This is a genomic window from Curtobacterium sp. MCLR17_054 (assembly GCF_003234335.2).
Lineage (GTDB): Bacteria > Actinomycetota > Actinomycetes > Actinomycetales > Microbacteriaceae > Curtobacterium > Curtobacterium flaccumfaciens.
Genome location: NZ_CP126263.1, coordinates 1,334,732 through 1,360,127, shown reverse-complemented (window position 1 = coordinate 1,360,127; position 25,396 = coordinate 1,334,732). Strand labels below are relative to the sequence as shown.

Below are 25,396 nucleotides of genomic sequence, written 5' to 3'. Positions count from 1 at the left end.
CGGGCGCAGGACCCGTCACGGTCAGCGGGAGTCGGCGGTGCCGTTCTTCCGGGCGTTCACGAGGTCGGCGAGCGAGGGTTCTCCGGCGTCGCCGGGCAGTGCGTGTCCGCGACGGGCGGCCTTGCGGACCTGTCGGTAGGTGGTGACGTGCAGGGGGTCCACACCGTCGGCGGACTCGTAGTTCGACGGGGCAGTGGTGGTGGGTGATTCGGTCATCGCGACGGACGGTACGCGTGCCGGGAGCCGCGGAACCACGTGCTGCGTTCCGCGGCCAAACGGCGGGCGCGAGACGGACTGACGGGGACGCGCCGGGCCTCCAGGGCGGTGTGGCGGTTCGGCGGCGGGCGGGACCTGTCCGCGGAAGCGACAGACCTCGTCATCGCTGCGGCGACTGTCCCGTCAGGGCGACAGTGTGCCGCGAACGTTCGGTGGAACACTGTCGCTTTCGCAGGACGGGCAGGCCGTGCGCCGGGTCAGAGGCTCGTCATGCCGCCGTCGACGCGGAACTCCGCCCCGGTGGCGTAGGACGACTCCGGGCTGGCCAGGTAGACCATGATCCCGGTGACGTCGTCCGGGGTGCCCGGGCGTCCGAGGGGCGTGCGGGCGACGATCGCGGTTCGGGCCTCGGGGTCACCGGAGATCGCCGACACGAGGCCGGTCTCGGTGTAGCCCGGCACGACCGTGTTCACCCGGATGCGGTCCCGCGCGTAGGCCATCGCGGTCGCCCGGACGAGTGCGTGGATGCCGCCCTTGGTCGAGGAGTACGCAGCGAAGTCGGCGCCCTCACCGTTCAGGCCGGTCGGCGACCCCGTGGCGATGACCGACCCGCCGGCGCCGCTCGCGAGCATCGCCCGGACGGCGTGCTTGATCGTCAGGAACGTGCCGGTGAGGTTGACCGCGAGCGTGCGGTCCCAGGTCTCGAGCGACACGTCGGCGACCTTCGCGTCGTGGCCGAACAGCTGCACTCCGGCGTTCGCGACCACCACGTCGGGGCTCGCGTCACGGTCAGCCAGTCCGGCGAACCCCGCGGCCACGCTCGCCTCGTCGGCGATGTCCATCGTCAGGCCGATCGCGGTCGGGCCGGCTGCGACGGCGGCACCGGCGGCCGCGTCGGCGTCGCGGTCGGCGTAGACGACGGTGGCCCCCTCGGCCACGAAGCGGTCGGCGATCGCGCGGCCGATGCCGGATCCCGCTCCCGTGACGAGTGCGGTCCGGCCGTCGAGTCGTGCGGTCATGTGGGACTCCGTCCTCGGAGCAGCGCTGCTCCGTCACCCCCATCATTGCCCAACCGGTTGACCGGTGCTAGGCATGCACCATGACTGCGACGTCGAACGACGAGATCGTGTCCGTCGGGCCCTGGCGTCTGGCCCTGCGCGGAGCCGAACTCGCCGACGTCACGTTCCGGGGGACGCTCGTCCTGCGCGCCTTCCGGTTCGTCGTCCGCGACCACGACTGGCGCACCGCCGACGACACGGTCTCGACACGGACGGTGGACGGCGACGAGAGCCGCATCCGCATCGAGACCAGCGCACGGTACGACGGCGTCGAGGTCGTGCGCACCGTCCTCGAGGCCACGCTCGAGGACGACACCCTGCGGATCGCCGCGGTCGGGACGGTCACGCGGGCCTTCCGCCGCAACCGCATCGGACTCGTCGTCCTGCACCCGCCGACCCTGGCCGGGCAGCCGCTGACGGTGCGGCATCCGTCCGGTAGCAGCACGGCGACCGCGTTCCCGTTCTGGATCGCGCCGCACCAGCCGGCCGTCGACGTCGCCGGGCTCGACTGGTCGGTGGGCGCGACCGCGCTGTCGCTCGACCTGACCGGCGACGTGTTCGAGACCGAGGACCAGCGGAACTGGACCGACGCCTCGTTCAAGACGTACTCGACGCCGCTCGCCGAGCCGTTCCCGGTCGCCCTCTCGCCGGGGACGACGGTTCGGCAGGGGCTCACCCTGCGTGCGACGGCGGGCGGTCCGGCAGGGGGTCCGGGCACCCGGTCGGGAGGCGCGGCCTCCCCCGCCCCGGACCTCGCGGCGCTCGACGGGCCGGGTCCCGGTGCCGTGGTCACGCCCCCACCGACGCTCCAGCTGCTCGCGGGCTCGGCGCCGGTCGCTGCGCGCCCGGACGACGCCGACCTACTCCGCGGGTTCCCGATCCTGGTCGAGCCGGTCCTCGGGGCCCCGAACGTCGAGGCGGTGCTCGCCTCGGCCCGGCGTGACGCGGGTGGCGCTCCCCTGGACGTCCGGTTCGTCACCGACGACCCGGTGCTGCTGCGCGCGGCGATCGACGAGGTGCTCGAAGCCGGGCCGGTGGCTCGCGTCGGGGCGTTCGACCCGGTGTCGCACGTGACGACGCCGGCGCTGCAGCGGGCACTGCGCGAAGCGGTGGCAGCGGTCGGCGCGCTGGAGGTCGTTGCCGGCACCCGTGCCCACTTCACCGAGCTGAACCGCTCGATCGCGGTGTTCTCGGGCTGGGACGGCCCCCTGACCTGCAGCGTGACGCCGCAGATGCACGACCGGTCGCCCGAACAGGTGACCGAGTCGATCCGGATGCAGCGCTGGGTGGTGAGCAGTGCCTCCAGGCTGGCCGCCGGCAGGGCGCTGCACGTCGGACCGGTGACGCTGCGGCCACGGTGCAACGCGGTGGCGACGGCGCCGACCCCGGTCGTGACGGACGCGACCGTCGAGCACGGGTACGGGCCGGAGACCGTTCCGGACGCGACCGACCCGGCGCAGCACACGCCGGCCGCCGAGCGGTGGTTCGCCGACGCGGCGCGAGCGCTGACGGTGCCGGGCGTGGCCTCGATCACGCTGGCCGAGGCGTGGGGGCCGCGCGGGTTCGTGGCCGCCGACGGCACGGGGAACGCCCCGCCGGAAGGGGGTCGGCGGGGCGTTCCGGTCCGGGTGCGCTGACGGGTCGGCGCGGTGGTCGGTGGCGGTCCGGCTCAGCGCCGGACTGCGTCGATCTTGAGCATCTTCGCGATGACCGAGTCGAGTTCGCTGTCGTCGAAGACCTGCTTCCAGTCCTCCTTGATGAGCTTCTCGCGGCCGTAGCCCATCGCGATGTGGCAGGCGTCGGAGAACGGGTTCGAGCCGCGCAGGCCGTTCGTGAGCGCGATCCACGTGTGGCCGTAGAGCATGGCGCGGGCGGCCTCGCGGGGTACGCCGACACCGGTGACGGTCTCCTCGAGGGCGTCGTTGAGGAAGTCGCCGATCATGCAGGCGATCGTCTCGACCAGGGTCGGCTCGAGCACGGCGAGCTGCTTCACCGTGACCCAGTGCACCTGGATGACCGGGGCGTACATGGTGGTGATGACGGCCTCGGCGACGGCCTTGGCGCGGTCGCCCTCGTCGCCGAGCGACTCCGAGGCGTCGAAGGCCGCGATGACCTCCTGCGGGGCGGCGATGCCACCGAAGGTGTCGTCCCACTCAGCCTTGGTGGTGCGCTCGAGGAACACCGACGGGTGGCACGGGTGCGCCACGGCGTAGTGGATGTCCTCGCGCTTGGCGAGGAGGCCCGCGTAGGCGGCGGCCGGGTCGAGCGTCAGGATCGACGCGCCGGGCTTCATGACGGGGACGAGCTGCTCCGAGATGGTGCCGAGCAGGACGTCCGGGACGGCGAGGATGACGACGTCGGCGGCCTTCGCGGCGTCGAGGCTGTCGGTGATCTCGCGGCCGAGGGCCTGGATGCGCTCCTGCCCGGCGGGCGAGGCCTCGCTGTACAGGGTGGTGTACTCGCTCTTCGCGAAGTTGTTCGAGACGCGGGTGCCCATCTTGCCGCCGGCACCGATCACGGCGACGGTGACGTCGGCCGTGCCGGATCCGGCAGCGACGGTGTGGGTGGTGGTGACGGCGTCGGTCATGATTCCTTGCTCCTGATGTACTCGATGGTGTGTTCGGTCCACGCCGCTTCGATGCGGGTGGTGGTCTGTGCGGGGGTCTCCCCTGGCAGCGGTTCGGCGCCGGCGTACTCGTCCTGCCACGGCAGCCAGAACTCGATGACGCGGTTGATCCCCCGGGTGTCCGGCTCGAGCGCGGCACGGACGGCGTCGTGGTCGAGGACCCCGGTGCCGATCGGGACGCCGGTGTACTGGAACCCGACCCAGCCCGGCGAGCGGGTGAAGGCGGAGTCCTTGACGTGCCAGTTGACGACGTACGGGGCGGTCATCGCGACGACGTCGGCCGGGTGTTCGAGTCGGGCGACGGTGTTCGCCGGGTCGAGGCAGATGCCGAGGCGGTCGGAGCCGATCGCCTGGACGACGGCGACGAGGTCGGCGGTGGCGACGACCTCGTAGGTCTCCAGCGCGAGGGTCACGCCCGCGCGCTCGTAGGCGGGGAGCGCCTGCCGCAGGCGTCGTTCGGTCTCGGCCGCGTCGGGCTGGTCGTCGCCGCTCGTCCACATGCTCCGCACGAGCGTCGCACCGAGCTGCTGCGCGACGTGCAGGTACCGGGCGAGGTGCTCCGGCCGGGTGCCGCGGGTGCCGACCTCGAGCGTGAGACCGAGGTCGGCGGCCAGGGACCGGATCGCGGCCAGGCGCTCGTCGGTCGCGGTGTCGAGCGGCAGGTGGTCGCAGATCTGGAACAGGTCGACGCCGTCGTGCGAGGCGGCGGCGCGCAGGGCGTCGTCGAGGGACATCGGCGACGGGATGCGGTCGGACATGCGCCAGAAGTAGGCGTAGGTGGAGAGGCCGAGCAGGGACGTCATGCCGGTGCTCCGTCCTGCGTCGCGGCCAGCGCCTCGGCTTCGTCGAGGATCGTGCGGATCGCCTCGGGGTCGTGGGCGAAGCGGCCGAGGAACAGGCCGCCGATGCGTCCGGCACCGCGGGCCAGCAGGCCCGGACCGGCACTGCCGCCGTAGATCGCGACGGAGCCGGCGAGCTCCGGCCGGGTCGCCAGGTGCTGCTCGATGCCGGCCAGGACCGCGACGATGTGCTCGTCGGGTGCGGGTTGCGGGGCACCGATCGCCCACACCGGCTCGTACGCGGCGATGAGCGGTCCGGCCAGCCCGTCGGCGGTCGCGGTGGCGGTGAAGCGGTCGAGCTGCGCGGTGACCTCGGCGATCGCTGCCGCGGGGTCGCCGTCGGCGGCGCGCTCGGTCTCGCCGATGCAGATCAGGGGCCGCAGGTGGTTGCGGTACGCCGCGTGTACCTTGCCGGCGATCTCGTCGTCCGTCTCGTGGAACAGTTCGCGTCGCTCGGCGTGTGCGATCTCGACGAGGTCGACCCCGATCTCACGGAGTTCGGCGCCGGAGACCTCGCCGGTGAAGGCGCCGCTGTCCGCCCACGCCAGGTCCTGCGCGCCGAGCGTCACGGGGGCGTCCCCGATCACCGCACGGACCGGGACGAGCGACGGGAACGTCGGCACCACGAAGAGCTCGACCGCGCCGGACCGCACCGCCGGGTGGCTCCGGGCGATGTCGGCCACGGCGGCCGCCCACTCGAGCGTCCGGGCGTGGCTGAAGTACATCTTGAGCGACACCCCGATCGTCACCGGGGCGGCTGCCGTGGTCGCGGGCATCAGGCGTCGGTCCCGACCGGGGCGGAGCCGTCGTAGGCGCAGATCGCGTTGACCTTCTCGGCGCTCGCGCTCGTCTGGTCGAAGGTGTAGCCGAGCCACTCCTTCGCCATCCGGCGCGCGACCTCGACCCCGACGACGCGCTGCCCCATGCAGAGGACCTGGGCGTCGTTCGACAGGATCGAGCGCTCGACCGAGAACGAGTCGTGCGCGGTCACGGCGCGGATGCCCGGGACCTTGTTCGCCGCGATCGCGACGCCGAGGCCGGTGCCGCAGATCAGGATCGCGCGGTCGGCCTCGCCGTTCGCCACCAGACGGGCGGCGTCGACGGCGACGTGCGGGTAGGCGGTGTGGCCGTCGGCGTCCACGCCCACGTCGACGACGGAGGCCACGCGGGGGTCCTTCGCGAGGTCGGCCTTGATGACCTCCTTGTAGTCGAAGCCGGCGTCGTCCGAACCGACGACGATGCGGAACTGCTGCTCACTCATGCGGGTGTGCCTTTCGTGGTGGGGGTCAGGCGGGGACGGCGATGGTCGCCAGGACCGCGGCGGTGATGAGCGCGAAGGAGATCGCGCCGGCGTCCGGTGTGCCGACGGCGTCCTCGCCGTGGGTGCGGGCGCGGCCCATCCGGGGCAACAGGTCGGCCGTGGCGTCCGCCGCGGTCTGTGCTGCAGCCGAGGCGGCCGACCAGGCGTCGACGAGTTCGTCACCGGCGTCGACCCGGGCGGAGAAGACCTGGTCGAACGGCACGAGCGCGTCGACCATCGTCTTGTCGCCGGGGACAGCCCCGAATGCCAGGACGGCTTCGGTGGCGGCGTGCACCGCGCTCTGGACCGTGGCGGCCGACGGGCGTTCGTCGTCGCCGAGGACGCGACCCAGTGCCTCCAGGGCGGCACCCCAGATCGCACCGGACGTCCCACCGGCCTTGTCGGACCAGGCGTCTCCGGCGATAGCGAGGACCGAACCGGCGCCGGCGCCACGGGCGGCGGCGTCCTGTGCCGCACGGTCGGCGGCGGTGGAGCCGCGCTGCATGCCGATGCCGTGGTCGCCGTCACCGGCGACGGCGTCGATGCGGCCGAGCTCGTCGGCGTGGTCGCCGATCGTGGCGCGGATCGCGGCGATCGCGCTCGCGACGCGGACTGCTGCGGCCTGGGACTCCTCGGTGCCGGGCGTCACGGGCACGACCACGCCGGCTTCGAGGACCTCGACCGGCACCGGCTGCTGCGGGACGGCGCCGCCCTTGCGGTACGCGGGGGCGTCGGCGGGGGCGGCCCAGAGCTGCTCGAGTTCGTCATCGAGCCAGAACAGGGTGAGCGAGACGCCCGCCATGTCGAAGCTCGTGACGAGTTCGCCGACCTCGGGCTCCACGACGACGATGCCGGCGTCGGTGAGCTTCCGCTGGACGGCGCCGAAGACGACGAAGAGTTCCTCGTACTTGACCGAGCCGAGGCCGTTGAGGATCGGGACGACGCGGGGGCCGGGGCGTGCTGTCGTGCCGTCTGGTGCGGTGCCGGTGCCGGTCCCGGTGCCGGTGCCGTCGGGTCGCTCGGTGAGGAGTTTGTCGACGAGCAGGTCGGCCAGGCCGTCCGCGGTGGGGACGTCGGCCTCGGCGATGCCGCGTTCGCCGTGGATGCCCATGCCGATGGCCATGCGCCCCTCGGGGACGGTGAAGAGCGGCTCGTCGGCGCCGGGCAGGGAGCAGCCCGAGAACGCGACCCCGAAGCTGCGGGTGCGGTCGTTGGCGCGGGTCGCGATCGCCGTGACCGCGTCGAGGTCGTCGCCGCGTTCCGCGGCCGCGCCGGCCACCTTGAACACGCAGAGGTCCCCCGCGATGCCGCGGCGCTTGTGTGCCTGGTCGGCGGGCGCGGACGCGACGTCGTCGGTCACGCGGACCGTGCGGACGTCGATGCCCTGTGCCTCGAGTGCCCGTGCCGCCGCGTCGAAGTTGAGGACGTCACCCGCGTAGTTGCCGTAGCTCAGCAGCACGCCGCCGCCGTGCTCGGACGCCTTCGCGACCGCGGTGACCTGCTGGGCGCTCGGGCTGGCGAACAGGTTGCCCATCGCGGCACCGGCCGCCAGGCCGTGCCCGACGAGGCCGCCGAAGGCCGGGTAGTGGCCGGAGCCACCGCCGACGACCAGCGCGACGGTGCCCTCGGGACTGGTGGTCGAGCGGGCGACCCCGCCGTGCACCCTGCGGACCCGGGCGTGGTTGGCGGCGACGAAGCCGTCCACCATCTCGTCCGCGAAGTCCGCCGGGTCGTTGAACAGGCGGGTCATGCGCCGGCCTCCTTCGCGATGGCGGTCGGTCCGTCCGTGGCGGCGACCGCGGTGTCGGCTCCGGACGCCGCGGCAGCTGCTTCGTTGCGCTTCGTGTTCCGGCCGAGCACGAACATCAGCACGCTCGACAGCACCATGAAGAAGCCGACGATGAACATCGGGACCTGGTACCCGCCGGTCCACTCGCTGACGGCACCCGTGATGTACGGGGCGGCGAACCCACCGAGGTTGCCGACGGTGTTGATGAGGGCGACCCCCGCGGCTGCGGCGGCACCGGTCAGGAACTGCGTCGGGACCGTCCAGAAGTTCGGCAGGGCCGCGAAGATCGCACACGCGGTGATCGCGATGACCGCGACGGTGGCGGCCGGGCTGTTCATGTAGAGCGCGACGGGGATGCTCAGGCCACCGACCAGGGCCGGGACGGCGATGTGCCAGACCCGGACGCCACGACGGAAGGCGTCACGCGACCAGAAGTACAGGACGACCGCGGCCGGCACGTACGGGATGGCCGTGATGAGGCCCTTCTGGAACAGGTCGAACGTGGTGCCGAACTGCTCCTGGAAGCCGTCGATGATCGTCGGCAGGAAGAAGCTGAGCGCGTAGAGGCCGTAGATGAAGCCGAAGTACACCGCGGCGAGCATCCAGACGCGGCCGGAGCCGAAGGCCGCACGCAGCCCGCCCTTGCCGTGGCCGTCACCGCCGCCCTTCGCCGCGCTCTCGGCAGCGAGCGTCGTCTCGAGCCAGACCTTCTCGTCCTCGTCGAGCCACTTCGCCTGCGACGGCTTGTCCTTGAGCACGAAGAGGCACAGGACGCCGACGATGATCGCCGGGATCGAGACGCAGAGGAACATGAAGCGCCAGCCGGCCAGGCCGCCGAGGATCCCCTCGTGGGTCATCAGCCACCCGGCGAGCGGGGAACCGATGACGCTCGTGAGCGGCTGCGCCAGGTAGAAGAGCGCGAGCATCTTGCCGCGGTGCCGGGCCGGGACCCACGTCGACAGGAACAGGATCGCGCCGGGGAAGAAGCCGGCCTCGGCGATGCCGAGCAGGAAGCGCAGGCCGACGAGCTGCGGGTAGTTCTGCACCCACGTGAAGAGCAGGGACACGATGCCCCACGTGATCATGATGCGGGCGAGCCAGATCCGGGCGCCGAACTTGTGCAGCGCCAGGTTGGACGGCACCTCGAGCACGAGGTAGCCGATGAAGAACACACCGGACGCGAAGCCGAACTGGGCGGCGGTCAGGCCGAGGTCGGCCTCCATGCCGTTGGGGGCGGCGAAGGAGATCGCGGTGCGGTCGAGGAAGTTGATGAAGAACATCAGTGCCACGAACGGCACGATGCGGATCGCGATCTTGCGGATGGCCGTCTTCTCGACGACCGAGGTGGGGATGCCTCGCGTGGCGGGGATGTCCACGATGACTCCTGCTCGGTGGGGGTGGTACGACCCTCGTCCTGGCGGCTGCGCCGGGATGGTCCGTGCTGCTGCGCGGATCGGGAGCGGGCGCATCGGTGCGCCTGATCCAGTGTGCGTCGCGCTCGGCCGACTTGTCAACCGGTTGACCATTCCGCGCACTCGGCGCCTCGGCGCTGCTCCCGCCGCAACCGGTTGACCGACCGGTACGCTCACTCCATGCCCGCGTTCAGCCCGGACGACCCCCTCAACATCCGACTCGAGCTCGAGTCCGTGCCCGTCGGGTCCCCCGCCTCGGTGGTCGCCCGACAGCTCGTCTCGCTGCTCACCGCCGGCGAGCTGGCCCCCGGCTCGCGGCTGCCCTCGGAGCGGGTCCTGTCCGAGCGGCTCGGCGTCGGACGCTCGGCGGTCCGTGAGGCCCTCGCCGCCCTCGAGATCCTGGGCATCGTGCAGATCCGCCCCGGCTCGGGCACCTACCTGCGCGGAGGCACCTCGGACCTGCTCCCGACGACCCTGTCGTGGGGTCTGATGCTCGCGTCGAACCGCACCCGCGAGCTGCTCGAGATCCGGTCCTCGCTGGAGCGCACGGCCGCGATCCTCGCCGCACAGCGCGCCACCGACGAGCAGATCACCGAACTCGGCGAGTACCTGGTCCGGCAGGAGGCGACGCTCGACGACCCGCAGGCCTTCATCGACGCCGACGTCCGGTTCCACGTCCTGCTGGCGCGTGCGTCGGGCAACGACGTGCTCGCCGACCTGCTGCAGAGTCTGCGCTCGATGCTGAGCGTCTGGGTCGCGCGGCGCGTGCAGACCCGGCAGGCGACCGAGGCCGCGTTCCACGAGCACCGCGCCGTCTTCGAGGCGTTGCGGGCCCGCGACGTGCCCGCCGTGCAGCGCGCGATGGACGAACACATGGCCACGGCGAGCGCCCGCATCGAGCACGCCGAGCCGCTGCCCGCCGACGAGTAGCGGGCGCGCGCGCTCGTGCTCGCGCTCGCGCTCGCTCCGTGAGCAGGAATGGTCGGGTCCGTCGAGCCGACCCGACATCTTCTGCTCACGATCGGGGCGGACGGGAGGCCCGGGGCGCGCCCGCCCCGCACCGTGCGGTGTTTGCCGGGTCGGCAACACCGCTTGGGTCCGGCCCGGCAGGTGCGCTGGAGTAGGTGCATGCACACCCATGACGACGGCTCCGCCGCCGGATCTGCCACCGCCGCACCGTCCGCCCGGGAGTGGTGGGAGGCCCGCTACGCCGAGCGCGACGGCATCTGGTCGGGCCGGGTGAACGTCGTGCTCGCCTCGGTGACCTGGGGGCTGCCGGTGGGGCGGGCGCTCGACCTCGGCTGCGGCGAGGGCGGCGACGTGGTGTGGCTCGCCGAGCAGGGGTGGGACGTGACGGGCATCGACCTGTCCGTGACGGCGCTCCAGCGTGGTTCGCGGGCTGCCGTCGCCGCCGGGGTCCAGGAGCGGACGGCATTCGTCGCCGCGGATCTCGCCCGGTGGGACACCGCCGCGCGGTTCGACCTGGTGACGGCCTCGTTCCTGCAGTCGTGGCCGGTGGAGATCCCCCGAGCCGACATCCTGCGTCGGGCCGCCGGCTTCGTCGCCGCAGGCGGGCACCTGCTCGTCACCGCGCACGCCGCTCCGCCGCACGACGACCTGCCGCCGGAGCTGCGGGAGTACCGGTTCCCCGCGCCGGCCGACGACCTCGCCGCCCTGCAGCTCGACGACCGGTGGGACGTCCTGGTCGCCGAGGTCCGGCCGCGCACTGCGACGACGCCGGAGGGTGATCCGCACGAGGTCCTCGACAGCGTCGTGGTCGCCCGGCTGACGCGCGGGTAGCGTCGGTGGCGTGAGCACCGACGACGGCATCCGCGGACTCGTCGTGGACGGTGTCGAGGTCGCCGTCGAACGCAGCGGCGCCGGCACGATCGCCACATCGTCCCCTCGGCCGTACCTGCACCCGGTCCGGACCCTCGGCGGCACCGTGGTCAGCGCACACCACCCGGGCGACCACGACTGGCACTGCGGGGTCGGCGTCGCGATCCCCGACGTCGACGGCGTGAACTGCTGGGGCGGACGGACCTACGTCCACGGCCCCGGCTACGTCTGGCGCGACGACCACGGGTCGGTCGAGGTCGTGCACGCCGCGCAGCACGGACTCGGGTCGACGGAGGAGCTGGTCTGGCGAGGTCCGGACCGCGCGGTGGTCCTGCACGAGGACCGCACCCTGCGCTGGCGCTCGGTCGGAGCCGGGTGGGAGTTGTCCTGGTCGTCGTCGTTCCACGCCCCCGGCGACTCCCCCGTGCACCTCGGCGGCCCCGGCAGCAACGGCCGGACCGGAGCCGGCTACGGCGGCTTCTTCTGGCGGTTCCCCGAGTGCACGGGAGCGGTCATCCGGACCGCCGATGCCGAGGGCGAGGCCGCCGTGCACGGCTCGGTCGCCCCCTGGATCACCTGGTCGGCGGTGTTCGACGGCGGTCTGGCGACGATCCGCATCGAGGCCCTCGACCACCACGACCCCTGGTTCGTCCGCGCCGAGGAGTACCCGGCGATCGGCTCGGCACTGGCGTGGGACTCCCCCGCCGTCGTGCAGCCCGGCGCTCCGCTGATCCGCTCGTTCCGCGCGACGATCACCGACGGCGGTACGCTCGCCGCATGAGCACCGGGGACTGGGAGTCACGCGTCGCGGCACTGTGGGACGACGAGACGATCGACGATCAGCAGCGGATCGAGTGGATGCGCGACCTCGCCGCCGACGCTCCGCATCCCGCACTCGGCGCGTTCGAGCTCGGCGGCGCCTTCGACTCGGGCGGACACGAGGCCGACGCCGACGTGCAGTACGCCGCCGCGACCACGGCTGGCCTGGACACGGTCGACCCGGACCGCGCCGCCAGGATGGTCGTCCAGCACGCCTCGACGCTGCGGAACCTCGGCCGGATCGACGCGGCCATCGCGATGCTCCGCGACGCGCCGGAGCACCCGGCCACCGGGGCGGCGCCGCGGGTGTTCCTCGCGCTCGCCCTGCACAGCGCGGGACGCTCCGCCGAGGCACTGCGCGTCGCGATCGAGGCCGTCGAGCCGACGCTCCCCCGGTACCACCGGTCCGTCCGTGCCTACGCTGCGGCCCTCACCGAGGACTGACGCGCGTCAAGCGTTCCGGCGCTGGAGCGCGTCCGCAGCCTTGCCGAGCAGCCAGTTCACGGCCCACCCCAGCACGCCGATCACGGGCAGCGCGAGGATGACCACCGTCCACAGCACCTTGACCACCTGCGTCCGGCGACGGTCGCGCCAGACCTGCACCAGCGCCACGGCCTCGAGCGCCAGCAGCACGAGGAGCACCACGGCGTGTGCCCCCGACACGTTCGTCAACACGAGCGGTCCTCTCCGCGGCGACGGTCGTCGCCCGCATCGATGACAGTAGGGCCTGCCCGGACTCGTCCGCGTCATCCGTCCGACTGACCGCGCGGGTCGGTCTGGCGATCACGCCGGTAGATCAGGCGACCGCGACCTCACCCCGCGCGAGCAGCTCGCGGGCCCGACCGGCATCGGCAGCCGGTGGCCGGCCGTGCAGGGCGCGGTAGTCACGCGAGAAGTGCGAGGCGCTCCGGTACCCCACCGCGACCGCAGCCTGGGCGGCGGTGTCACCGAGCACGATCATCCGCCGCCGGGCCTCCCCGAGCCGCAGCCGCCGCAGGTACTGCACCGGGCTCATCCCGGTGACCTGCCGGAAGCGCGCGAACAGCGTCGACTCGCTCGTCCGGACCGCCGCGGCCAGGCCCGCCACCGACCACGGTTCCGCCAACCGGTCGGTGAGCAGGGCCGTGGCCGCTGCGACGACGTCGCCGTCGCGGTTGCCGATCGCGGCCAGGATGCGCGGTGCCTGGTCGGTCTGCAGCAGGCGGAGCACGACCTCGCGGGTGACGAGCGGGGCGAGGACCGTCATGTCCTCCGGAGCATCGAGCAGTCCGACGAGTCGGGCGAACGCGTCCGCCAGGGCCGGGGTCCAGCTGCCGAGTCGTGCCGGCGGCGCCTCGTCCTGGTGGGGGCGGGACATCGCCGTCGCGACCTCGGCCACCACCGCGGGGTCGAGCTGCCAGACGACCGCGACGAACCCCGCGGGTGGTTCGACCTCGACCACCCCGGCGATCACGGGCAGGTCGACGGGCGTGATGATGAAGCGTTCCCGACCCCAGAGCTGGTCGTCATCCCCCACTATCGAGCGCTTCCGTCCGGCGAGCACCACCGACACCGACGGCGTGTAGCGCTGGTACCCAAGGTCGGTCGGACGGTCCACCCGGGCCAGGCGGAGACCGATCCGTCCGGCGCGCTCCGTGTCGTCCAGGTGGGCGAGGACGCTCTGCAGCGCACGGTCCAGCCGGTCCGAGGTGACGTCGTCCATGTGCCCATTCTGTCGAGGCATGCGAGGCAAGGAATGCCCGTGCAGGATTCGGCAAGCACTCCGGAGTCCTGGGCAATCACCGCCGGGTCCGTCGGACCGAGCATCGGAGCATGCAGACCAACGAAGCACTCCTCGACTCCCTGACCACCGACGACCGACTGGCCGGCCGCACCGCACTGGTGACCGGCGCCTCGAGCGGCATCGGCGAAGCCGTCGCCCGTGTCCTCGCCGCCTCCGGCGCCACCGTCGCGGTCGCCGGCCGCGACCCCGAGCGGACGCAGGCCGTGGTGGACGCCATCGGCGCCGCCGGAGGAACCGCCGTGGCCGTGGTCGGCGACCTGAACACCCACCCCGACGCGGTCCGTGACCTCGCCGCCCGCGCCACCGAGGCCCTCGGCGGCCGGGTCGGCGTCCTCGTCAACAACGCAGGCGTCTACCCGGTCGGCCCCACCGCGCTGCTCGCAGACGACGACGCCGAAGCCCTCTGGGCCACGAACGTCCGCGCACCCCACGTGCTGGTCGGAGCGCTGGCGCCTGCGATGGTCGAACGCGGCTCGGGCGTCGTCGTGAACATCGGCTCGTGGATGTCCCGCGTCGGCGTCCCGTTCACGGCGCTCTACCCGGCGACGAAGGCGGCCGTCGAGCAGCTGACCCGCGCCTGGGCAGCCGAGTTCGGACCGCACGGCGTCCGGGTGTCGACCGTGTCGCCCGGGGCTACCGCGACACCGGGCAACGCGGACTCGCACGACGTCCTCGCGCAGATGACGGCCGGCACCCCGGCCGGTGCACCCGTCCGACCGGTCGACGTCGCGTTCGCCGTGCGCTGGCTGGCCTCTGACGAGGCGACCTTCGTGCACGGCGCCACCATCGACGTGGACGGCGGCCTCGCCGCAACCCGCCTCGGCTGAGCCCGCCCCGCACGAGCGGGCGAAACAACCGGGTCGGCTCGCGGAGGCACCCCGGCATTTCGCCCGCTCGTCAGCGCCAGCCGACCCGCGCGAACCCCCACCACCACGAGGGGTCACGACACACCGCCGGCAGGTGGCCGTGCGGTCACGGACCGTCGCGCGGGAGCCCTCCAGGCGACGGGGCGCGACCGCTCGGCGGACGGCGTGGGCGCGGCGGTGGGCGCGACCACCACACGGTCGGGAGGCGCGGTGCGGGCTTGCACCGGGCCTCCCGTCAGGCGGTGTGGTCGCCGACCACCCGTGGGACCGGCAGCGAGTCGCTGGTCGTGCGGAGGGACTCCTGGCGGATCTCGAGCTGCGAAACGGCGAGCGCCGCCAGGTCGCGGAGGTTCGCGAGGTCGTCCTCGGTGGCCTGCCGCGGACGGGTGTCGAGCACGGCGAGGGTCCCGATCGGTGCGCCGTCGTGCTTGACGAGCGGGACGCTGACGTAGAAGCGGATGCCGAGCGGACCGGTGACCAGGGGGCTGTTCCGCATCTCGGGGTGCGCGGAGCCGTCCGGGATCACGACGGGGACGGGGACCGGGGCGAAGCCGTTGCGGAAGCTGATGCTGCGGGCTGCCTCGTCGACGCCCTCGGCGATGTACGACTGGGACCACTCGCGGTCCTCGTCGAGGACCTCGACCAGGGCGATCGGTGCGTCGAAGAGCCGGGCCGCCATCGCCGTGGTGCGCTGCAGCGACTCGTCGGGCAGGGTGTCGAGGGTCGCCGGGCGGTCCGTCTCGGAGCGCGTCGGCACCGGTGCCGTCTCGTCGGTCGGCTCGACCACGTGGTCGGCCGTGGCGGTCTCGGCGATCACGACGTCGCGGAGCATCGTGACCAGCTCGGCGCCGAGCGGACGGGCCGCGGGGTCCTGCGCGGTCATGGCACGGAGCAGGTGCTTCCAGTGCTCGGGCAGGGGCTCGGGGACCACGGGGTCGCGCGACAGCCGGGCGACGGCGGACTCGACGAGCGAGCCCGGGAACTCGCGACGGCGGGTGAAGCACTGCAGCAGCACGAGGCCGAGCGAGTAGACGTCGCTCGGCGGGCCCACCTCGCCGCCGCGCGCCTGCTCGGGGCTGAGGTAGGCCGCGGTGCCGGTGGTGACGCCGTCGGCGGTCAGGCGTTCGACACCGGCGGCGAGCGCGATGCCGAAGTCGGTCAGGCGCGCCCGGGCCCGGTCGGAACCGTTGCCGTAGTCGACGAGCAGGATGTTCGACGGCTTGATGTCGCGGTGCACGACGCCGTGGGCGTGGATGTAGTCGAGGGCCTCGGCCATGTCGTAGCCGATCTCGGCGATGTGCCGCGAGGCGAGCGGGCCCACGGCCAGGCGCTCCTCGAGGTCCTGCCCGACGACGAGCGACATCACGATGTAGCGCTGCTGCGTGCCGTCCTGCCCGGTGACGACTCCGGCGTCGAGCAGGCTGACGAGGTTGTGGTGCTCGAGCGACGCCAGCACGCCGAGTTCGGCCTCTTGGCGGGCGATGTCGACGATGCCCGCGTGGAAGAGCTTGATCGCGACCGGGCGGTGCAGGCTCTCGTCCACACCCCGGTAGACGACGGACATGCCGCCCTGGCCTATCGCTTGCTCCACGCGGTACCGACCGTCGAGCAGCGGCGCACTCGCGTCGTGGTCTTCCGTCGGGATCATCCAACCCTCGTTCTCGGCTCCGGCACCAACGATGCATCTTCGCATCCCGACGGGTATCTCGTTCGCCGACGTCGTTCTCCGGCTGAACGCGGGGGGTGGTGGTGCGCAAGACACCGGTGTTCGCGGGTCGAACACGCGCAGACCGCGGTTCAACGTGCGAACACCGGTGTCTTGCGATCCCGGCGCCACCCGACCACCCCGTCAGCGACGCGTCGCGACCGTGCTCACGCGGAGGTCCTCGAAGGTGCTGGTGAAGCCGGAGCCTCCGAGCGAGATGAGCCCGACGCGCGGTGCACTGCCGAGGTCCGCCGTCCAGGTCCCGCCCCGGACGAAGTGCCGACCGTCCAGGCTCGTGTAGGCCGTGTACCGGTCCTCACCCCGGACCTGGCGGTGGACGATCCGGAGCGTGGTGGTGTCCCCGACCGGACCGACGACCATGTTGCCGTAGCTCGGCGCCCCGGCCGGTTGCCCGGACACCTGCTTGCCGAACTCCGTCTGGCGCGTGTTGAAGATCGAGTTCGAGGTGAGCCGGACGTAGTTGCCATCGTCACCCCAGACGATCAGGCCGCCCTGCACGTAGTTCAGACCGTCGCCGGTGGCCGGAGTGTCCACCCCGACCGTGGTCTGGAGCACGTAGTCCCCACGGGGCGCCGGTTCGGACAGCACCGAGGCCAGCGGCGTCGCCGGCGGGTGGATGTCGGCGTCCTGCGTCTGCCAGCGGAACGTGCCGTCGGCAACGGTCCAGGTGGACGGGTCGGGCGCACGCGTCCAGGCGAGCTGGGCCGGCAGCGCTCCAGGCTCTGCCCCGGGCGCCGCCCCCGGCAGCGCTGCGCCGTCGAACGAGGTCGACAGCGCCCGGATCGTCCGACCCGGCACGTCGACGGGTGCGGTGGACGCCCGGTAGGTCGGCCGTTGCCCCGGCTGCGCGACCGGCCCCGGCTGCACCGTGTCGGACGGCCCGGCACCACCGCGGACGACCGGCCAGCCGCCCTGCCAGTCGAGCGGGTCGATCAGCGCCGGCCGCTTCGTGTAGGTCGACTGCCCCGCGTAGTACGGGTCGGTGCGATCGGCCGCGTGGTAAATGATCCAGTCCTGCCCGGCGAAGTCGGTGACCACGGTGTTGTGGCCGGTCCCGACCCACCGGTTGCCGTTCTGCGCGAGCAGGGGCGTGCCCCCGACCCGGGTGCTCGTGATCGCCACGCCGTCGCGGTCGGTGAACGGTCCCAGCGGGCTGCGCGAGCGGGCGACGAAGACGCCGTAGCCGGTCAGGGCGCCGTTGCAGCAGTTCGTGGCGGAGCCCATGAAGTACCACCAGCCGCCGTGCCGCATCAGGTACGCACCCTCGTAGCGGTTGTCGATCGCGATCTGCCGCTCGGTCGACGGGTCGGAGCGCAGGCCGTCGGCGCTGAGGCGTCGGACGTTCACGCCGCCGAAGTAGCTGCCGAAGTACAGGTAGGTCGTCCCCTTGTCGGTGATGACCTCGGGGTCGAACGCCCACCGTGCTCCGTCGCCGTTCGGTGCGGTCTGCGGTGCCACGACCGGGCCGCCGGAGTCCTTCCACGGGCCCGTCGGGCTCGAGCTCGTCGCCACCCCGACCGCGGAGCCGCCGCCGCTCGGCCCCGTCGCCGATGGGGTGTCCGAGGCCGCGTAGTACAGGTACCAGGTGCCCGCGCGGCCACGGTCCCCGGCGCGGTACACGACGTCCGGCGCCCAGATCCCGTTCGCGTCACCCACCCAGGCGGGCTTCGTCGGGAACGCGTCGTTCACGTACGTCCAGTGGGTCAGGTCGGTCGACCGGTACGTGGGCACGGCGTGCTGCACGAGGGACCCGTCCGGGTTCTGCTCCGTCGCGGTGAGCGCGTCGGTGGTGCAGTACAGGTACCAGTTGCGGTCGCGTCCGGCTCCGTGGATCACGGTCGGGTCCGCGCAGCTCGCCGCCGTCTGCCCGTCCGGCAGGCTGAGCGCGACCGGGTTCCGGTGGCTGGGTGCCGCGCGGCCGTGCCGGCTGGCGGCGTTCGACGCCGCGGTCGTGGTGGTGGTCGCCCGGGTGGTCCCGCCCGGCACCGCGGACGCATCCGCTGGCCCGGCCTGGAGGCCCGTGGTCGCGACGCCGAGGAACGTCACGACGGCGAGGAGTGCGGTGGACGATCGGCGCATGCCGGACCTGCTCTCGTCGTTGAGGAAGGTGCTGCTGGAGGGACTGCGGGTGTCGCCTGGCGACGTGCGCGAGCGTACGCTCGGCTCGACGAAGGAGTCATGCCATGCCCGCGAGGTTCGTCTACTGGATCAACGTCTCCGTCGACGGGTTCGTCGAACGGGCCCCCGGCGAGCACGACGGCCTGGACGGGCCCGACTGGATCCGGATCGACGAGCCGCTGCACCGCGAGTTCAACGCCCGCGCCGCCGCGATGACCCTGTCCGTCGAGGGCCGGGTGGTGCGCGACATGATGGACCCGTTCTGGCCGGATGCCCGGCACGACGAGTCGATGCCGCAGTACCTGCGCGAGTACGGCGAGATCTGGACGGCGCAGCCGAAGATCCTGGTGTCCCGCACACGAACCACCGCCGACCACGACACCCGGGTCATCGGCGGCGACGACGGCGACGCGATCGCCGAGCTGGCCGCGATCCGTGCCGCCGGCGACGGCGACGTCGGCGTGGGCGGGCCGAGCATCGCGAGTCAGCTGCTCGATGCCGGGCTGCTCGACGAGGTCATGCTCTTCACGCACCCGTCGGTGCTCGGCGCCGGCCGACCGCTGTTCGATCCGCCGCGCTCGGGGCACCGCCCGCTCGTGCAGCTCGACCTGCTCGAGCAGCAGCGCTACGACAACGGTGTCACCCTGCACCGGTACGACGTCCGGCGGTCCTGAGCGCTCGGGGGGTCAGTCCTCGACGGGCTCTGCGCCGATCACGCGGACGTTCCAGGCGCTGTCCCGGTCGCTGTCGAACCCGTTGAAGGAGACGCTGTCGACGTCGGCACGCCAGGTTCGCCGCAGGTCGATGCGTTGCTCTCCGTCGCCGCAGGGCATCGCCTCGGTGATGTGGTTCCGAGAGGTGCCACCGGAGACGATCATGACGGAACCGCTCATGTGCCCGTCACCGAAGCACGAGAACTCGAGGTGGTCGACCGTTTTCGGGTGCGCGAACGTGATCGTGACACCACGGTCGATCTCGTCGTCGTTCCCCGTCGCGCTCTGCCCGGCGGATTCCGGGGCGTACATCGCCCCGAGATCCCGGTCCGACTCGACTGCTCGCTGCCGCTTCTCCCAGGCGGACAGCGCTGCCTCGTCGACGGGCGGCGGACCGGCGCAGCCGGCCAGCAGGAGCACGCCCGCGATCGCGGGCAGGAGCAGGGCGGGGACGGAGCGCACGCTGTGAGCCTAGTGACGCGGTGGACCCGCCCGCGGAACGACGGGAGGCGCGGTGCCGGCTGGCACCGCGCCTCCCGGCCGTGGGGTGGTCGCGTCAGACGTCGCGACGGCGCGCGAGCGTCAGGGCGAGGCCACCCACGACGAGCACCTCGGCGGCGAGGACGCCGAAGCCGCCCCAGCCGTTCAGCACGACCCCGCTGTTGTCGACCGTGCTCGCGCCGTCGTACGAGTAGGCGTAGAGCTGGCCGCCGGCCGAGTCGGGCAGGAACGCCGCGATGTCCATCGGCCAGTCGACCTTCATCAGTCCGCTCATGAGTGCGAGCACCCCCGGAACGACCAGCAGGAGGCCGAGCGTGATAGCGATGCCGCCGGCGCTCGACCGGACGAGCAGACCGATGCCGTACGCGAGGAGCGCCAGCAGGGTCAGGAAGACCGACGAACCGAGGATCGGCAGGAACACCGACGGGTCCCCGAGCTCCGGCTCGACACCGTTGCCGGCCAGCAGCGGGAGCGAGATGAGGACGCCGATCCAGGTGGCGACGGCGCTGACGACGAAGGTCGCGATGGCGAGGACGGTGGCCTTCGCCAGGATCACGCCGGTGCGCCGCGGGTCGGCGGTGAACGTCGAGCGGACCTGGCCCGTGCCGTACTCACCGGTGATGATGAGGACGCCGAGCACGCCGACGACGAGCGACGAGAGCAGGACACCCACGGCGTTGGCGTTCACGAAGGTGCCGTTGGCGAGGTCCGTCGGCAGCTCCTGGCCGCCGCTGTTCGTGTTCGCCCCGATCAGCGCGGCCATGCCGATCGTGAGGACGACCAGGATCGCGTAGCACCAGAACGTGGACCGGATGCTGCGCAGCTTGATCCACTCGCTCCGCACCAGGTGCGGGAACGACAGGCGGGTCGAGCCGGACATCCGGGTCGACGGCGTGGTGGGCGAGGTGGTGGCGCTCATCGGGTGCCCTCCGATCGGTACTCGACGTCGTCGCGGGTGAGGGCCATGTAGGCCTCCTCCAGGCTCGCGCCGGTCGGGGTGAGTTCGTGCAGGGGGACGCCTGCCTGTGCGGCGATGTTGCCGACCGTCGGTGCGTCGGGCCCGACGACGAGGAACGAGCCGTCCTCGCGCTGGGTGACCGCGGCGTTCGGGCCGATGGCGGTGAACAGGCTGTTCGGGTCCGGCGTGCGGACGATGACGCGGCTGACGGCGGCATCGGTGCCTGCAGCGGCGCCGCCACCGGCGACGAACTCGGCGATCGGGGCGTCGGCCAGGACCTTGCCTCGGCCGAGCACGACCACGCGGTCGGCGGTCTGCGCCATCTCGCTCATCAGGTGGCTGGAGAGGAACACCGTGCGGCCGTCGGCGGCCATGCGCCGGGCGAGCTGACGCACCCACACGACGCCGTCGGGGTCGAGGCCGTTGACGGGCTCGTCGAGGATCAGGGTCTTCGGGTCGCCGAGCAGTGCGGCAGCGATTCCCAGGCGCTGCCCCATGCCGAGCGAGAACCCGCCGACGCGCTTCTTCGCGACGGAGTCGAGGCCGGTCATGTCGATGACCTCGTGCACGCGGGACTTCGGGATGCCGTGGGTCGCCGCGAGGGAGAGCAGGTGGTTGTAGGCGCTGCGGCCCGAGTGCACGGCCTTCGCCTCGAGCAGGGCGCCGACCTGCCGGAGCGGGTCGCGGAAGCTCGTGTAGGGCTGGCCGTTCACGGTGGCGCTGCCCGACGTGGGCCGGTCGAGCCCCATGATCATGCGCATCGTGGTGGACTTCCCGGCGCCGTTGGGCCCGAGGAAGCCGGTCACACTGCCGGGACGCACGACGAAGGAGACGTCGTCCACGGCGGTCTTCGGACCGTACTGTTTGGTGAGATGGCTGACTTCGATCACGGCCTCGACGCTACGGGAGGGGCCGTCGGCGCCGCGTCCGCCGTTGGGGGGAGATGTGTGCTCCCACAGGGTGACGCGGGGGGGCTTTCGCGGGGGCGGCATCGGCGTCGCGCGGGTTTTCGTGCTGGGCGACAGTTCACGCGCGCGGCCGGCCGTGAGGTGTCGCTGGACGCGAAAGGCCGGCGCGCCGTGCTCAGACGGGCTGGTGGGCCGGACGCTCATCCCCAGGGTCGCGAGCGAACGCAAGGCTCTCCTCGATGATCGACAGCACGACCGCGAGTTCCTCGGCGTCGCGCGGGCCGTAGACCATGAACTCGGTCCCGTGGTCCTCGTACTGGTGCGGGATCGCCCACCCGAGTTCGGTCAGTTCGGCTCCACGTGCGACCGGGAGGCAGAGGTGGACGGAGGTGTCCTCGACGCCGTGCAGGTGCACGGGCTCGAGTCGTCCGTCCGGCGCCAGTGACGTCCACGGGACGACGTGGTCGTGCTGATCGCGCAGGAACAACGCGCGTGACGACGCCGGCGACACCTGGCTGTGCCCCTCTTCGACGCCGGGCAGCGCGACGGCACTCCCGACGAGCGCTCCCCACAGTTCCGGCGTCGCGCGGTCGGTGAGCTGCCGCTGGGGACCGGCGTCGGACACGGCGGGCCGTTCGCCGCGGCGGATGGACCTGATCACCGCTCGACGATACCGTCTCGGCCGGGTTGCGTCGCTCCTGTTCGGGCCCTCACGAGGAGGGGGAAGCGTCCGCGTCGACCTCGTACGCCTCGAACCGGGCGTCGGCGAGGATCGCGTCGATGAGCGACCGCGACCCGGCGACGATCGTCGAGTCCCAGTCGATCTCGGTGGCGAGCACCCACTCGTGCCCCTCGGGCCAGAGCATCTGCGGGGTGTGCCCGACATCGACGTAGGTGCCCACGCGGGCGTCGTCCGTCCAGGACGGGTCGCTGAGCTGCGGCAGGGACATCGAGAGCAGGAAGCACTCGCGGGCCGGCCACGGGAAGCGCGGACCCGCGAGCGACTCTCGGAGCGCAGCCTGCTCCCGCCGGTGCTGCGCCTGGGCCTGGGCCATGTGCGCTTGCATCTCCACGCGCTCGGCCGCCGTCGGCTCGCCGTTCCCCTGCCACCCGAAGCCCAACGTCGACGCGTTCAGGTCGCCCCATCCGTCCCAGACCGCCCCGACCAGGTCGTCCGGCGTCGACGTGGCCTCGGCGAGGAGCCCGGTGAGCGCGGCGAGCTGTTTCGGCTCGTACCAGCCCTCTTCGGGCGGATGGACGACCCAGCCGTCCTCGAAGGGCAGGTCCGACTCGTCGTCCCGACCGCTGAGCGTCTGCCACGACACGAGCGGGTCGATCGTCCGACGGGTGCGCTCGGCGACGTCGGCCCAGCGCCACTCGGCCGACTCGAGGACCGGGTGCTCGTCGTACTCGTCCACCCTCGTACGGTCCTCGCGATCCGCTCGGAGCGGGTGCAGGATCCGGGCGGACGCCTCGAACCCGGTGCCCGCGACGCCGCCGAACGTGGCGAACGCGCCGGCCCGGGCCAGCAACCAGTCGCCGCGCGAGACGTCCTTGATCAGTTCCACGTATCGAGCCTAGGACTGACCGGGGCAGCCGTCAGGACGTCGTCCGGACCTCGAAACCGGGCAGGTCCGGCACCGGATCGGTCGCCAGCCGGGCGTGCGTCTCCACGTCGAACCGCTCCGAGCCGTACCGGAGCTTCTGCCGTTCGACGCCCTCCGCGCGGAACCCCGCGGTCGCGGCGACTCGGCACGAGGCCGGATTGTTCGAGCGGTGTCCGAGTTCGAGGCGGAAGAGCCCGGCGTCGAACGCCCAGGTCGACACACTCGTCAACGCACGAGTGGCGAGCCCACGGCCGCGAGCACCGGCCGCCAGCCAGTAGTGCGCCCAGGCCGTGGCGTGCAGGAACTCGATCGCCGACAGCCCGACGTTCCCGACCGCGACTCCGTCTTCCACGATCGCCCAGTTCTTCGCCCGCTCGTCGAACCGCAGGGCGCCCCTGATGTGCGCGCGGGCCTGCTCCTCGTCATCGAGCCCGACGTCCGGGAACTGCGTCGCGAGGTCCGGGTTCGACCGGCTGGCGACGAAGAGCGCAGCCGCGTCGTCGAGCGACCACGGGCGCAGCACGACGACCATGTGTGGTCTCCCCGACCGTCAGCCGGCAGCGGGTCCGGCCTGCGGGCGGGGTGCGCGGAGGCCTGGGAACTCATCGTCGCGCCACTCCGCCTCGGCGCGCGTGCCGTTGGTCACCGACCGCTCCTCGCGCTCCCGCAGCTCCACGCGGCGGATCTTGCCCGAGATGGTCTTCGGGAGCTCCGCGAACTCGACGCGGCGGACGCGCGCGTAGGCGGGGAGAGCCGTGCGTGCGTACTCCAGGACCTGCCTGGCGGTGTCGGCCGACGCCTCCCATCCGGTGGCCAACGCGACGTACGCCTTGACGACGTTGAGACGGGCGTCGTCGGGTGCCGGGACGACCGCGCTCTCGGCCACGGCCGGGTGCTGCAGCAGGGCGCTCTCGACCTCGAACGGCGACACCTTGTAGTCCGAGGACTTGAAGACGTCGTCGGTGCGGCCGATGAAGGTCAGCTCGCCGTCGGCGTCGCGGACGGCGATGTCGCCGGTGTGGAAGAAGCCGTCGCGCATCGACGAGGCGGTGCGGTCGGGGTCGCCGAGGTACTCGGCCATCAGGTTGACGGGCCGCTCGGTGAGGTCGAGGCAGACCTCGCCCTCGTCGCCCGGTTCGCCGGTGACGGAGTCGAGCAGCGTCACGGTCACGCCGGGGAGCGGCTTGCCCATCGCGCCGGGCGTCACGGCGGCGCCCGGGGCGTTGCCGATGATCGCCGTGGTCTCGGTCTGCCCGTAGCCGTCGCGGATGGTGAGCCCCCACGCCGCCTCGACCCGGCCGATGACCTCGGGGTTGAGCGGCTCGCCGGCCGAGATGAGCTCACGGAGCGCGCGCGGCTTCACGCCGAGGTCGGACTGCAGCATCATCCGCCACGCGGTCGGCGGCGCGCAGAACGTGTTGACCTCGGCCTGCTCGAGCTGCGCGAGGAGTGCGGCGGGGTCGAAGCGCGCGGTGTTGTGGATGAACACGGTCGCCTCCGCGATCCACGGCGCGAAGAAGCAGCTCCAGGCGTGCTTGCCCCACCCGGGCGAGCTGATCGTCAGGTGCACGTCACCGGGCCGGACGCCGAGCCAGTACATCGTGCTGAGGTGACCGACCGGGTACGACGTCTGGGTGTGCACGACCATCTTCGGCTTCGACGTCGTGCCGGACGTGAAGTAGACCAGGCACGGGTCGATCGTGCGGGTGACGACGTGGGGGCGGACCTCATCATTGGGAGCGGGCTCACCCAGGTCGCTCGGGTACTCCGTCCACCCGTCAGCGGGACCGCCGATGACGATGCGCGTGAAGGACCCGCGGACGTCGTCGTACTTGTGCGTCTCGCTCCGGTTCGTGACGACGTGCGCCACCGAGCCCCGGTCGACGCGGTCCTGCAGGTCGGCCGTGTCGAGCATGGTCGACGTCGGCAGGATGACCGCACCGAGCTTGATCACGGCGAGCATGGTCTCCCAGAGCTCGAGCTGGTTGCCGAGCATGACGAGGACGTGGTCGCCCTGCTGGACGCCGAAGCCGTGCAGGCGCGCGGCGAGCCGATCGGACCGTGCGGCCATGTCGGCGTAGCTGAGCCGCTGCTCACGGCCGTCCTCCTCGACGATCCAGAGCGCGGTGCGGCTGTTGTCGGTCGCGATGACGTCGAACCAGTCGGTCGCCCAGTTGAACGTGTCGCCGACATCCGGCCAGCGGAACCCGGCGCGTGCCGCTTCGGGAGAGTCCGCGGCGAGGAGCTGGTCGCGGGCGGCACGGTACGCGTCGGTCGGGTTCACAGAAGACACGGACCGATCATGCCGTATCCGCCTC

At 72.4% G+C, this 25,396-nt stretch carries 26 protein-coding genes; 7 read left to right on the top strand and 19 right to left on the bottom strand.

Annotated features, from left to right (window positions below; translation table 11 throughout):
• Positions 1–21: 21 nt before the first annotated feature.
• Positions 22–216, bottom strand: a complete 195-nt coding sequence (locus DEJ08_RS06605) for a hypothetical protein (RefSeq protein ID WP_071406076.1) — start codon at positions 214–216, stop codon at positions 22–24.
• A gap of 257 nt (positions 217–473) precedes the next feature.
• Positions 474–1,235, bottom strand: coding sequence for an SDR family NAD(P)-dependent oxidoreductase (locus DEJ08_RS06600; protein ID WP_111055536.1), 762 nt, complete (start codon positions 1,233–1,235; stop codon positions 474–476).
• Between the two features lie 80 nt (positions 1,236–1,315).
• Here DEJ08_RS06600 and DEJ08_RS06595 point away from each other — a divergent pair, with 80 nt between their 5' ends.
• Entirely contained in the window at positions 1,316–2,911 is a 1,596-nt protein-coding gene (locus DEJ08_RS06595; RefSeq protein ID WP_111055535.1) for a D-apionate lactonase family protein, read from the top strand.
• A gap of 32 nt (positions 2,912–2,943) precedes the next feature.
• Here DEJ08_RS06595 and DEJ08_RS06590 read toward each other — a convergent pair whose 3' ends face one another.
• Genes DEJ08_RS06590 through DEJ08_RS06565 form a run of 6 tightly spaced genes read right to left on the bottom strand, consistent with a single transcriptional unit; the run spans position 2,944 to position 9,204 of the window.
• The gene (locus tag DEJ08_RS06590; RefSeq protein ID WP_111055534.1) at positions 2,944–3,861 is read right to left on the bottom strand and encodes a phosphogluconate dehydrogenase C-terminal domain-containing protein; all 918 of its coding nucleotides are present in this window, start codon (positions 3,859–3,861) and stop codon (positions 2,944–2,946) included.
• The gene (locus DEJ08_RS06585) at positions 3,858–4,703 is read right to left on the bottom strand and encodes a sugar phosphate isomerase/epimerase family protein (RefSeq protein WP_111055533.1); all 846 of its coding nucleotides are present in this window, start codon (positions 4,701–4,703) and stop codon (positions 3,858–3,860) included. The genes DEJ08_RS06590 and DEJ08_RS06585 overlap by 4 nt, the downstream gene beginning before the upstream one ends.
• Entirely contained in the window at positions 4,700–5,515 is an 816-nt protein-coding gene (locus DEJ08_RS06580; protein ID WP_111040134.1) for a triose-phosphate isomerase family protein, read from the bottom strand. The genes DEJ08_RS06585 and DEJ08_RS06580 overlap by 4 nt, the downstream gene beginning before the upstream one ends.
• A complete protein-coding gene (locus tag DEJ08_RS06575; RefSeq protein WP_071406070.1) occupies positions 5,515–6,000 on the bottom strand; it encodes a ribose-5-phosphate isomerase in 486 nt (161 codons plus the stop codon). Before DEJ08_RS06575 ends, DEJ08_RS06580 begins: the two co-directional genes overlap by 1 nt.
• A gap of 25 nt (positions 6,001–6,025) precedes the next feature.
• Positions 6,026–7,789: a dihydroxyacetone kinase family protein gene (locus tag DEJ08_RS06570; protein ID WP_111055532.1), complete on the bottom strand. Its 1,764-nt coding sequence runs from the start codon at positions 7,787–7,789 to the stop codon at positions 6,026–6,028.
• Positions 7,786–9,204, bottom strand: coding sequence for an MFS transporter (locus DEJ08_RS06565; protein ID WP_111024851.1), 1,419 nt, complete (start codon positions 9,202–9,204; stop codon positions 7,786–7,788). The genes DEJ08_RS06570 and DEJ08_RS06565 overlap by 4 nt, the downstream gene beginning before the upstream one ends.
• A gap of 216 nt (positions 9,205–9,420) precedes the next feature.
• Here DEJ08_RS06565 and DEJ08_RS06560 point away from each other — a divergent pair, with 216 nt between their 5' ends.
• The 4 genes from DEJ08_RS06560 (at position 9,421) to DEJ08_RS06545 (ending at position 12,342) form a co-directional block, all read left to right on the top strand.
• The gene (locus DEJ08_RS06560; RefSeq protein ID WP_111055531.1) at positions 9,421–10,170 is read left to right on the top strand and encodes a FadR/GntR family transcriptional regulator; all 750 of its coding nucleotides are present in this window, start codon (positions 9,421–9,423) and stop codon (positions 10,168–10,170) included.
• Between the two features lie 198 nt (positions 10,171–10,368).
• Entirely contained in the window at positions 10,369–11,040 is a 672-nt protein-coding gene (locus tag DEJ08_RS06555; RefSeq protein ID WP_111055530.1) for a class I SAM-dependent methyltransferase, read from the top strand.
• A 10-nt stretch (positions 11,041–11,050) separates the two neighbouring features.
• Positions 11,051–11,860, top strand: coding sequence for a DUF6807 domain-containing protein (locus DEJ08_RS06550; protein WP_111055529.1), 810 nt, complete (start codon positions 11,051–11,053; stop codon positions 11,858–11,860).
• Entirely contained in the window at positions 11,857–12,342 is a 486-nt protein-coding gene (locus DEJ08_RS06545) for a tetratricopeptide repeat protein (protein WP_111055528.1), read from the top strand. The genes DEJ08_RS06550 and DEJ08_RS06545 overlap by 4 nt, the downstream gene beginning before the upstream one ends.
• Positions 12,343–12,348: 6 nt before the next feature.
• Here DEJ08_RS06545 and DEJ08_RS06540 read toward each other — a convergent pair whose 3' ends face one another.
• Positions 12,349–12,561 (bottom strand): PLDc N-terminal domain-containing protein, encoded by a 213-nt coding sequence (locus DEJ08_RS06540; protein WP_239001530.1) that lies wholly within the window; start codon positions 12,559–12,561, stop codon positions 12,349–12,351.
• A gap of 133 nt (positions 12,562–12,694) precedes the next feature.
• Positions 12,695–13,600: an AraC family transcriptional regulator gene (locus DEJ08_RS06535; protein WP_111055527.1), complete on the bottom strand. Its 906-nt coding sequence runs from the start codon at positions 13,598–13,600 to the stop codon at positions 12,695–12,697.
• A gap of 110 nt (positions 13,601–13,710) precedes the next feature.
• Here DEJ08_RS06535 and DEJ08_RS06530 point away from each other — a divergent pair, with 110 nt between their 5' ends.
• Positions 13,711–14,508: an SDR family NAD(P)-dependent oxidoreductase gene (locus DEJ08_RS06530; protein ID WP_111055526.1), complete on the top strand. Its 798-nt coding sequence runs from the start codon at positions 13,711–13,713 to the stop codon at positions 14,506–14,508.
• 274 nt (positions 14,509–14,782) lie between these two features.
• On the opposite strand, the gene DEJ08_RS06525 is transcribed toward DEJ08_RS06530, so the two are convergent.
• Positions 14,783–16,195 carry a protein kinase domain-containing protein gene (locus DEJ08_RS06525; protein ID WP_163343492.1) on the bottom strand — a complete coding sequence of 471 codons (1,413 nt, stop codon included), beginning with the start codon at positions 16,193–16,195 and terminating at the stop codon, positions 14,783–14,785.
• A gap of 201 nt (positions 16,196–16,396) precedes the next feature.
• Complete coding sequence (locus DEJ08_RS06520) at positions 16,397–18,352, bottom strand: glycoside hydrolase family 43 protein (RefSeq protein WP_111055525.1); 1,956 nt, start codon at positions 18,350–18,352, stop codon at positions 16,397–16,399.
• Between the two features lie 104 nt (positions 18,353–18,456).
• Between DEJ08_RS06520 and DEJ08_RS06515 the strand changes: the two genes are divergently transcribed.
• The gene (locus tag DEJ08_RS06515) at positions 18,457–19,065 is read left to right on the top strand and encodes a dihydrofolate reductase family protein (RefSeq protein WP_111055524.1); all 609 of its coding nucleotides are present in this window, start codon (positions 18,457–18,459) and stop codon (positions 19,063–19,065) included.
• 12 nt (positions 19,066–19,077) lie between these two features.
• On the opposite strand, the gene DEJ08_RS06510 is transcribed toward DEJ08_RS06515, so the two are convergent.
• The 7 genes from DEJ08_RS06510 to DEJ08_RS06480 form a co-directional block, all read right to left on the bottom strand.
• Entirely contained in the window at positions 19,078–19,566 is a 489-nt protein-coding gene (locus DEJ08_RS06510) for a hypothetical protein (RefSeq protein ID WP_111055523.1), read from the bottom strand.
• A gap of 94 nt (positions 19,567–19,660) precedes the next feature.
• A complete protein-coding gene (locus DEJ08_RS06505; RefSeq protein WP_111055522.1) occupies positions 19,661–20,524 on the bottom strand; it encodes an ABC transporter permease in 864 nt (287 codons plus the stop codon).
• Positions 20,521–21,453, bottom strand: a complete 933-nt coding sequence (locus tag DEJ08_RS06500) for an ABC transporter ATP-binding protein (protein ID WP_111055521.1) — start codon at positions 21,451–21,453, stop codon at positions 20,521–20,523. The genes DEJ08_RS06505 and DEJ08_RS06500 overlap by 4 nt, the downstream gene beginning before the upstream one ends.
• A gap of 193 nt (positions 21,454–21,646) precedes the next feature.
• A complete protein-coding gene (locus DEJ08_RS06495; RefSeq protein WP_258367291.1) occupies positions 21,647–22,132 on the bottom strand; it encodes a luciferase domain-containing protein in 486 nt (161 codons plus the stop codon).
• Between the two features lie 49 nt (positions 22,133–22,181).
• Positions 22,182–23,039, bottom strand: coding sequence for a hypothetical protein (locus tag DEJ08_RS06490; RefSeq protein ID WP_111055520.1), 858 nt, complete (start codon positions 23,037–23,039; stop codon positions 22,182–22,184).
• Positions 23,040–23,070: 31 nt separating this feature from the next.
• The gene (locus DEJ08_RS06485; protein ID WP_111055519.1) at positions 23,071–23,610 is read right to left on the bottom strand and encodes a GNAT family N-acetyltransferase; all 540 of its coding nucleotides are present in this window, start codon (positions 23,608–23,610) and stop codon (positions 23,071–23,073) included.
• Positions 23,611–23,628: 18 nt separating this feature from the next.
• Positions 23,629–25,362, bottom strand: a complete 1,734-nt coding sequence (locus DEJ08_RS06480) for an AMP-binding protein (protein WP_111055518.1) — start codon at positions 25,360–25,362, stop codon at positions 23,629–23,631.
• Positions 25,363–25,396: the final 34 nt, after the last annotated feature.